The 7848-nt window shown below is 71.0% G+C and carries 8 protein-coding genes; 7 read left to right on the forward strand and 1 reads right to left on the reverse strand.

Annotated elements, in window-relative coordinates:
- Positions 1-133: 133 nt before the first annotated feature.
- Positions 134-1255: a glycosyltransferase family 9 protein gene (locus ACTHL9_RS08160; protein WP_440518351.1), complete on the reverse strand. Its 1122-nt coding sequence runs from the start codon at positions 1253-1255 to the stop codon at positions 134-136.
- Positions 1256-1453: 198 nt separating this feature from the next.
- Here ACTHL9_RS08160 and ACTHL9_RS08165 point away from each other — a divergent pair, with 198 nt between their 5' ends.
- From ACTHL9_RS08165 to ACTHL9_RS08195, 7 genes are all read left to right on the forward strand, one after another.
- Entirely contained in the window at positions 1454-2917 is a 1464-nt protein-coding gene (locus tag ACTHL9_RS08165) for a PfkB family carbohydrate kinase (protein ID WP_440518352.1), read from the forward strand.
- Positions 2914-3813 (forward strand): glycosyltransferase family 2 protein, encoded by a 900-nt coding sequence (locus ACTHL9_RS08170; protein ID WP_440518353.1) that lies wholly within the window; start codon positions 2914-2916, stop codon positions 3811-3813. Before ACTHL9_RS08165 ends, ACTHL9_RS08170 begins: the two co-directional genes overlap by 4 nt.
- A 51-nt stretch (positions 3814-3864) precedes the next feature.
- Entirely contained in the window at positions 3865-4071 is a 207-nt protein-coding gene (locus ACTHL9_RS08175; protein WP_440518354.1) for a hypothetical protein, read from the forward strand.
- Entirely contained in the window at positions 4061-4711 is a 651-nt protein-coding gene (locus tag ACTHL9_RS08180) for a DUF6328 family protein (RefSeq protein ID WP_440518355.1), read from the forward strand. The genes ACTHL9_RS08175 and ACTHL9_RS08180 overlap by 11 nt, the downstream gene beginning before the upstream one ends.
- A 17-nt stretch (positions 4712-4728) precedes the next feature.
- Entirely contained in the window at positions 4729-6228 is a 1500-nt protein-coding gene (locus ACTHL9_RS08185; RefSeq protein ID WP_440518356.1) for an aminotransferase class I/II-fold pyridoxal phosphate-dependent enzyme, read from the forward strand.
- A 41-nt stretch (positions 6229-6269) separates the two neighbouring features.
- Positions 6270-7016 carry an ANTAR domain-containing protein gene (locus ACTHL9_RS08190; protein WP_440518357.1) on the forward strand — a complete coding sequence of 249 codons (747 nt, stop codon included), beginning with the start codon at positions 6270-6272 and terminating at the stop codon, positions 7014-7016.
- Positions 7017-7376: 360 nt separating this feature from the next.
- Positions 7377-7733, forward strand: coding sequence for an SPW repeat protein (locus ACTHL9_RS08195; protein WP_440518358.1), 357 nt, complete (start codon positions 7377-7379; stop codon positions 7731-7733).
- Positions 7734-7848: the final 115 nt, after the last annotated feature.

Consider the following 7848-nt stretch of genomic DNA (forward strand, 5'->3'; position numbering starts at 1 on the left):
GGTGGGGTGCGTTGTGGGTCGCTTTGGCGCCCCCCGGCCCTCACCCCCCCCCTCCCGCCCGGCCCCCCGGGGGGGCCCGGCCCGCCCCCGGGGCCCCCCCCCGGGGGGCGGGCCGGCCGCAACGTGTTGGGGGCTAACGGCCCGCGAGGAGATCCCGCGCGTCGGCGAGGACCGCTTCGACCGGCACGGAGTCGACCCACGGGACCGAGTGGTCGCAGTGGCGCCCGAAGGGATTCGTCCCGTCGGCGCCGCACACGGGGCAGTCGGGCCGCCACGCGATCTGGACGCGATGCAGGCGGCGCCCCTGCGGGCCCGCGTTGATGAGGTTGCCCACCCAGTACACCGACGCCGTCGGGGTGCCGAGGGCGTGGGCGAGGTGGCGGGGACCGCTGTCGTTGGCGACGACGAGGCTCGCGGCGGCGAGCAGCCCTACGAGGCCGTTCACGCTGGTCCGGCCGGCTGCCGAGCCGATCAGCCCCTCGGCGTTTCCGGAGAGGTCGCCCGAGAGCTTCGCCGCCTTCTCGGCGATGCCATCGCCCAGTTCGCGCTCGCTCGGGTCTCCGACCACCAGAACCTGCCACCCGTCCGCAGCGAGCTCGGCCGCGACGGCGGCGAAGCGCTCGGCCGGCCAGCGGCGCCTGGGATCCGTGGCACCGGCGTGGACGAGGACGAGCCCGCGGGCCCCGTCCAGAATCCACGGTCGAGCCGCCTCCGCGTCCGCGGGGATCGTCGCGAAGCGCGGCTCCGTGACGACAGCGGGTGCGCCCGCGAGCTCGACGACCTCGAGCCAGCGGCTTGCCTCGCGCTGGTAGTAGAGGTGGGGGAGCATGCGCTCGAGTGGCTCCGCGTCGGGCGTTGCGCAGCCCACCGTATGCCGCGGCTCGAGGGCGTTGACGAAGGGATTCGAGTTCCGGCCTCCGCCGTGCAGCTGGAGGCCGAGGTCCACGCCGTCGGCCCGGAGCTTCTCGATGACCTCCATGGTCTCGTCGTGCTCGCGCCAGCCGCGCCCATCAGGAGCCTTCGCGTCGGGGAATACCGGCACGACCACCACCCGGTCCACGGGGCCGGGGCGCCCCTCGAGCAGCGAGGCGAGCAGCGGCGTCGTCATCAGGACCTGCTCGGCGTCCGGGTAGGCCGCATCGACCGCCTCGAGCGCGGGAAGGATGGACAGCAGGTCCCCGATGCCGCCACCGCGCAGCACAGCGATCCGCCGGATGTCCTCGAATCTGTGGTTCGGCCTGCCAGCATCGGTCACCGTGGAACCCCCTCCGGGTCGAAGCGCTTGTCAGGGAAGCGCTACCCCTCGCCTGAGGGCGCGAAACCCGCCTCGGCCGGTGGTTGGGGCCGGTGCAGGGGGGTAAACCGTCGGTGCACCCCCACAGGTGATTCCCCGTGGAGCAAACGAGCGCTCCTTTAGGCCAAGCGGAGACTTTAGAGCAAGGAGACACTGAGTATGGGAGCGGAGTCACGCCTGATCGATGCGCTGCGTCGTGAGCGCCCGACCGTCCTCGTGGTGGGGGACGTGCTGCTCGACCGGCGCTGGGAGGGGAGCGCGGAGCGGCTGTGCCGGGAAGGCCCAGTCCCCGTCCTCGACGTCAGCCGGACTCTCGACGCGCCCGGCGGCGCGGGCAACACCGCCATGAACCTCGCGGCCCTCGGGGCGCGGGTGAGGCTCATCGGCGTTGCGGGCGACGACGAGCCAGGCGAAGCCCTCGCACGCTGCCTGGCCGAGCGTGGGATCGACACCGACGGCCTCGTCCGCCTCCCGAATCGCACCACCCCGGTCAAGGCGCGCCTCGTCGCCGATGGGCAGCTCCTCCTGCGCTCGGACTTCTGCAGGGCGGCCGACGACGACGAAGCCCGTCTCGTCGCGGACCGCACCTTGGCTGCGCTCGAGGAGGCGGACGCCGTCGTCCTCTGCGACTACGGCCTTGGCGCCCTCGCCGCCCTCGACCACAGCGCCGTTCGAGAAGGGGCGCGCGCCCTCGTTGTCGATGCGCGCCGGCCGAGCGCATGGGCGGACATCCACGCGGACGTGGTGACGCCCAACGCGAGCGAGGCGGCCGAGCTCCTCGGCTCCTCGGCGCCGCACGGCGACCGATTCGAATGGGCGGCCGAGCACGCCGAGGAGATCACCCGCGCCACGGGCGCCCGGCACACGCTCGTGACGCTGGACCGGGACGGCACGATCCTCCTTGACCACGGCCGCGCGGGGCACGTGACGCATGCGCGCCCCGCTCCCGAGCAGAATGCCGTCGGCGCGGGCGACACGTTCGTCGCGGGCCTTACGCTGGGCCTCGCGGCGGGGCTGGCGATCGACGACGCGGCGGACGTCGCGCAGGCGGCCGCGGACGTCGTCGTCGAATCCCCGGGCACCTCGGTCTGCACGGTCGCGCAGCTCGTAGGCGAGCTCCGCGGCGAGCACGCCGCGTGGGCCAGCGCCGTGAGCTCGTGGGACGAGGCGCGCGAGGCCGTCGCGTCGGCGCGGCGCGCGGGCCGGGCGATCGTGCTCACGAACGGCGTCTTCGACGAGCTGCACCGCGGCCACACCGCGTTCCTCGAGGAGGCCGCGCGCCTCGGTGGCCTGCTCGTCGTGGGCATCAACTCCGACGAGTCGGTGCGGCGGCTGCGGGGGTCGTCGCCGGTGATCGCCGAGGAGGACCGCGCCGCCGTCGTCGCGGCGCTCGGGTCGGTGGACTGCGCCGTCGTCTTCGACTCCGAAACCGCCGTCCCGCTCATCCGGGAGCTGCGCCCGGATGTGTACGTCAAGGGCGGCGACTACCTGCCGGGGATGCTCGCCGAGCAGTCGGCGGTCCACGAGGTCGGGGGACGCCTGGAGCTGCTGGGCTATGTCCAGCGACGCGGCGTCCCGGTGGGCGCTCACGCCGAGGAACCCAGCGAGGAGCGGCTCTCATGACGCTGCGCGGTCCCCAGGCTTGGGGCGCGTCGTCCGGCGTGCCCGGCTCGAAGCACGACGGCGGTGCGCCGCCTCTCGAGGTCCTCGTCCCCACACGGAACCGGCCCGCCGAGCTCGCTACGACGCTCGCGGGGCTCGCGGCGCAGGACGCGGAGGACTTCGGCGTGATCGTGAGCGACCAGAGCGACGGCACTCCCGGGTGGAATGACCCCGCCGCGGAGGCGATGCTGCGCGTGCTCAAGGCGCAGGGGCGGCGCGTGGCGGTCCACCAGCACCTGCCGCGGCGTGGGCTGGCCGAGCACCGGCAGTTCCTCCTCGAGCAGTCGTCGGCGGACCGCGTGCTGTATCTCGACGACGACGTATGGCTCGCGCCGCAGGCGGTGTGGACGCTCCAGGAGGCCCTCGACGAGTTGGGCTGCGGCTTCGTGGGCATGCCCGTTCAGGGGCTCTCGTTTCTCGACGATCGCCGCCCGCACGAGCTCGAACCCTTCGAGGCCTGGGACGGGCCGGTCGAGCCAGAACGCCTCGACCAAGACTCGCCGAGCTTCCGCCGCTGGACGCTGCACAACGCCGCCAACCCCGCCCACCTGGCGGCCGACCTCGTTCGGAACGGCAGGCTCGCGCCGGGGGAGTGGCTCGCGTACCGCATCGCGTGGGTGGGTGGGTGCGCGCTCTACCGCCGGGAGGCCCTCGTCGAGTGCGGCGGCTTCGAGTTCTGGCGGCACCTGCCGCCCGCGCACGCGGGTGAGGACGTGGTGGCCCAGTGGCGGGTCATGGAGCGCTACGGCGGGGCGGGCATCCTCCCCTCGCACGCCGTTCACCTGGAGAGCCCGACGACGGTGCTCGACCGCGACGCCGAGGCCGCGGAGGTTCTCAGGGGTGTAACTGCCGGGTGAGCGGGCAACAGGAGTGCATCCAGTTCTGCCCGGCGTTCGTAAGGAGGACCAATGTCTGAGCGACTGAATGCTGAAACCGAGACGACGCTGCCTCCCGAGGAGCGACCAGGGCCGTCGCCCGATCCTGTTCCCGGCCTGCCCCCAGAGCAGCCGGAGCCCGGCCGCGGTCCCGACACCCCGCCCCGGGACCCGGACCCGGACAAGCAGTACCCGGACCCGACCAGTCCGCCGGAACCGTGGGGGATCGATGTCGCATGAGATCAACGGCGAGCGTGCCTACACGGAGCCAAGCGACGACGCGCGCGAGAATGGGCATCGCGGCCGGGCGCCACGCGCTGTGCTCTACCATCGCCGCGAGACCTACGCGGAGAAGCTCGACCGGAACTGGGCCGAGATCCTGCAGGAGCTCCGCATCCTGCAGACCGGCCTCCAGCTGATCGCGGGCTTCCTGCTGACGCTCCCGTTCCAGAACCGCTTCTCCTCGCTCGACGAATACCAGAGGGTCCTCTACCTCGTCATGGTGGTTACGGCCGCGACCGCGCTGTCGGTGGTGCTCATGCCCTTGAGCGTGCATCGCCGGCTGTTCCGCCGGCAGGTCAAGAACCGTCTCGTCGCCAGCGGCGCATGGGCCGCCAAGGCAGGCCTGGGCCTGGCCGCCCTGCTCATCGTGGGCACCGCGTCCCTCATCTTCGACGTGGTCCTCGGCCGCTGGGAGGGCTGGGTGGTCGGCGGATGCCTCGCGATCCTGTGCTCCGTGATGTTCCTCGTGGTCCCCGCGATCGTGGTGCGGACGCCCGAGCCCGCGCTCCTTCCCGAGCCCGAATCGGTGCGGCGCGGACCGGACCAGCCGGAGGACGGCGTCGTCATCGAGGCGGGGTCGAGCCCGCAGGACGACTGACAGGCCAGGGGAACGGGATGGACCAGCGCGAGGCGCCCCTTCTCTCGGCCCTCGACGAGGACAAGGCGGGCCCTCGCTACGGCTTTGCGCCGCCCGGTCATCGCTCGGGCCGCGGCGTTGACGCCGAGACGCTCCGCATCATCGGGGCCGAGGCGTTCCGCTCGGACGTGCTGGTGACCGGCGGTCTGGACGACAGGAAGTCCTCGCGTGGGCTGCTCGCGCGCGCCGAAGCGCTCATGGCCGAAGCCGTCGGAGCGGAGCAGGCCTTCTTCTCGACGGGCGGAAGCTCCCTCTCGGTCAAAGCTGCCATGCTCGCCGTCGCCGGCGGCAAGGGGCAACTCCTGGTGAGCCGCGACGTCCACAAGTCAGTCGTCGCGGGACTCATCTTCGCCGGGCTCATGCCCCGGTGGGTGGCGCCCACGTGGGACCGCGAGCGCCACCTGGCCCACCCGCCGTCGTCCGATGCCGTTGACGAAGCCTTCGCGCACTATCCCCGCGCAGCAGGCTGCCTCATCACGAGCCCGACTCCCTACGGGGCGTGTGCGAACGTGGCCGCCATCGCGGAGGTGTGCCACCGCCACGGGAAGCCGTTGATCGTCGACGAGGCGTGGGGCGCCCACCTGCCGTTCCACGACGCCTTGCCGGACAGCGCCATGCAGGCCGGGGCGGATGTCGCCGTGGTCAGCGTCCACAAGATGGGCGCCGGCTTCGAGCAGGGCTCGGTTCTCCAGCTGGGGGGCCAGCTCGTGGACAGCCACCGGCTTGCCGCGTGCGCCGACCTCCTGGGGACCACGAGCGTCAACGCGCTCATCCTCGTGGCGATCGACGGGTGGCGGCGCACCATGGCGCTCGAGGGCGAACGCATTCTGGGGGAGGCGATCGACCTGTCCCGCCGGGTGCGGCGGGATATCGATGCGCTCGATGGCTTCCACGTTGTGGACGACGACCTGCTGGCGGTCGAGTCCACCACCGGCCTCGACCCGTTTCAAGTCCTCGTGGACGTCGGCGAGCTCGGCGTGAGCGGCTACGACGCGGGGGACTGGCTGCGGGCCCACGAGGCCCTCGACCTGAACCTCTGCGACCACCGCCACCTCGAGGCGAACCTGTCCCTCGCCGACGATGACGCGAGCGCCGACCGGCTCCTCCGCTCGCTCCGGCGGCTTCGCCAGGCGGCCCCGGAGCTGCCCCGGCCCACGCCGATCTTGTTCCCCACACCCGAGGAGCTCGAGCCCGAGCCGGCCATGCCGCCGCGGGAGGCCTTCTTCTCCGAGGCGGAGCTCGTGGAGACCAAGAATGCGGTGGGCAGGATCGCGGCCGAGCCGCTCACGCCCTACCCGCCGGGGATGCCGGTCGTTGTCCCGGGCGAGAACATCACCGAGGCAGTGGTCGATTATCTGCGAAGCGGGGTTGCCGCGGGGATGGCGGCCCCGGACGCGGCCGACCACAGGCTTGAGCACATCCGTGTTGTTGCTCACACTCGCCTGCCATGGGCCGATCAGAGGGCACCGAGGATCTAAACCCGTGCTTCATAAGCGGCTTTTCCGGGTACCTCATAGGTATGCAGGAGATCACGAGCCGCACCAGCCGCGGAGAGTCCGGGGCCGAGGCTCGGAGCGAGGGAGTGCCGAATCTCGCCGAGCTGTATCGCCTGCTCCTCGATCACCGATCGCTCGATGACGTGGCGCACGGCCTGGTGCGCTGGGCCTCCGACGTCCTCGCCGAGCACGGGCTCTCCTGCGGGATTGCCGTCCAGCGGCCACGGAGGCCGATACTGACAGCGGCCAGCGACGGTGCTACCGAGCAGCTCATGTCAGTCTGGCTTGCGCGCGAGGGGAGTCCCCTTCGGTCCGTCCTGTCCGAGTCGATCTCGGTGATCGGGCCCGACGGCGATGGGCACCACGAGACTCGAAGTCCCGGCGAACTCTTGATGGCTTTGCCGATTCAACTGGAGGACGAGGGCTCAGCAGCCCTCGTCCTTCTCGGCCAGGCCCCCGGACCTGAGACCCATGCGGTACTCGGCGTGGTGGGGGAGTGCCGGCGGGGTGTGGCATGGACCCTCCGCCTTGCCGCCCGCTACGCGCATCAGGCCGAGCTCGCGGAACACCGAGCCGCGGCGATGGAGAACCGGACCATCATCGATCTCGCCCTCGGCGTGATCATGGGGCAGAATCGCTGCTCGCCTGAGGACGCCTTCGAGATCCTCAAGCGCGCCTCCAACGCGCGGAACCGCAAGCTGTCAGAAGTGGCCAAAGGCGTCGTCGCCAGCGTGACCTCCTCGGAAGTCGAGACCAAGTTCGACGTCTGACCCCCCACCCCCGTTTCGGGTACACCAACTGACGCGGACAAGCGCGGGGAGGGCGCCGGCAAGGGACGTTCGCGTACCCGAGACGGTCGGGGACAGCGGTTCGCGTACCCGAGACGGTCAGGGACAGCGGTTGGCGTACCCGAGACGGTCACGGACAGCGGTTGGCGTACCCGAAACGGAGGGGGAGCAGGGGAATTCTGTGCTGATTCCGTGACTTTATGTGCCCTTTACAGCATGCGTTCTGCGGCGTCTACTGGAAGAGGCCAGCGGCTTCGGGCGCTCGGCGCGGAAGCACCGACCACCACCACTGACCGGCTCCCCCGGGAGTCCGGGGGCGGATAGATGGGAGGGAGTAACCCAATGAAGAAGTGGATGCGCTGGGAAGACTACGTCGCAGGCATTTGCGGTCTGTACGCCGCACTGTCGGTCTTCTGGACCCGTCAGTCGTCTGCGTCGATGACTCTCATGCTCGTCTTCGGCATCCTGCTGATCGTGAGTGGCGTGCTGAATCTCTCGATGCCCGGTACTCCGTGGCTCGAGTACGTGCAGTGCGCGCTCGGTGTCCTGCTGTTCATCTCGCCGTGGATCGGTGCCTACTCCGACCATACGGGCGCAGCCTGGACCTCCTGGATCACAGGAATCGTCGCCGCGGGTGTTACTGCTGCGGCCATCAAGCCGGCCATGGATGCACATCACAGGATGATGCCTTCGCACTGACCGGTAACGAGTCCTCTCATCGGCCGCGGCGCCGCGGGCCCCGCGGCCCCGTCAAGTAATCAAAACGATCTCGGCCATCCCAAAGGTGAACAAAAACTACCCCCTGCCCTTGTGG

The organism is Sinomonas sp. (assembly GCF_051955515.1).
Taxonomy (GTDB): domain Bacteria; phylum Actinomycetota; class Actinomycetes; order Actinomycetales; family Micrococcaceae; genus Sinomonas.